A 688-nucleotide genomic window follows, 5' to 3' on the forward strand; every position below is an offset into this window, starting at 1 on the left:
GGGCAAACCTTCACTGATAATAACTAAATTATTTTAGAAACCATAAGCTTCTGATTTAAGTGGTCCCAGCATGCTTTATTGTTTTTGCAGGATATATTCGTTAAATAACAAGTCTATTATGGTAGTATTAGACCGTAATAGACCTCAGACTGTCGACAAAGCCCACATTTGAGAGCTTTGTTGTAGATGGGGTATAAATTTTTATGAACTAGCTATATGTAAAAGAGAAAGATCGCCTATCCAACCTGTCTATCCAGGTGGTTGGATAGGCGATCTTTTTGACGTTCTGGCAGATGGCCGTCATACAGCGTATTTTCACTGATCCCCAGCTCGCGGGCTACTTGTGCCACCGCTTTACCTTCTTCTTGAATCATCTGAACCGTTTGTAATATAAAATCTCTATCGCACTTTTTCGCCATGTCGGACACCTCGAATTAAGATAAGTTTTATTCTATCCTATTCTCGGTTCTTCGGGTCTACTTTTTAGTCTAGCATCACTTTGCCGAGACGATCCAAGAAATGCTGGAGGCCGAGATGGACACGCATCTTGGCTACGAGAGGCACGAGGTGAAGAACAAAGCAACGACCAATAGCCGAAACTTGGTTGCTCTTGTGGTTTTGTACCTGCCGCGGTAAATTGTCCTTGGTTGTACGTTGGAATGGGTGCGCTGCCTAAGAGCGCCTTGCT

General features: G+C 43.2%; 1 protein-coding gene. It reads right to left on the minus strand.

Translation table 11 applies throughout. The annotated features are described in order from the left end of the window. Window positions 1-236: 236 nt before the first annotated feature. Complete coding sequence (locus tag PXY01_RS22100; RefSeq protein WP_127573299.1) at window positions 237-419, minus strand: transposase; 183 nt, start codon at window positions 417-419, stop codon at window positions 237-239. Between the last annotated feature and the right edge of the window lie 269 nt (window positions 420-688).

This window comes from Paenibacillus xylaniclasticus, from assembly GCF_004001065.1.
GTDB classification, from domain to species: Bacteria; Bacillota; Bacilli; order Paenibacillales; family Paenibacillaceae; genus Paenibacillus_T; species Paenibacillus_T xylaniclasticus.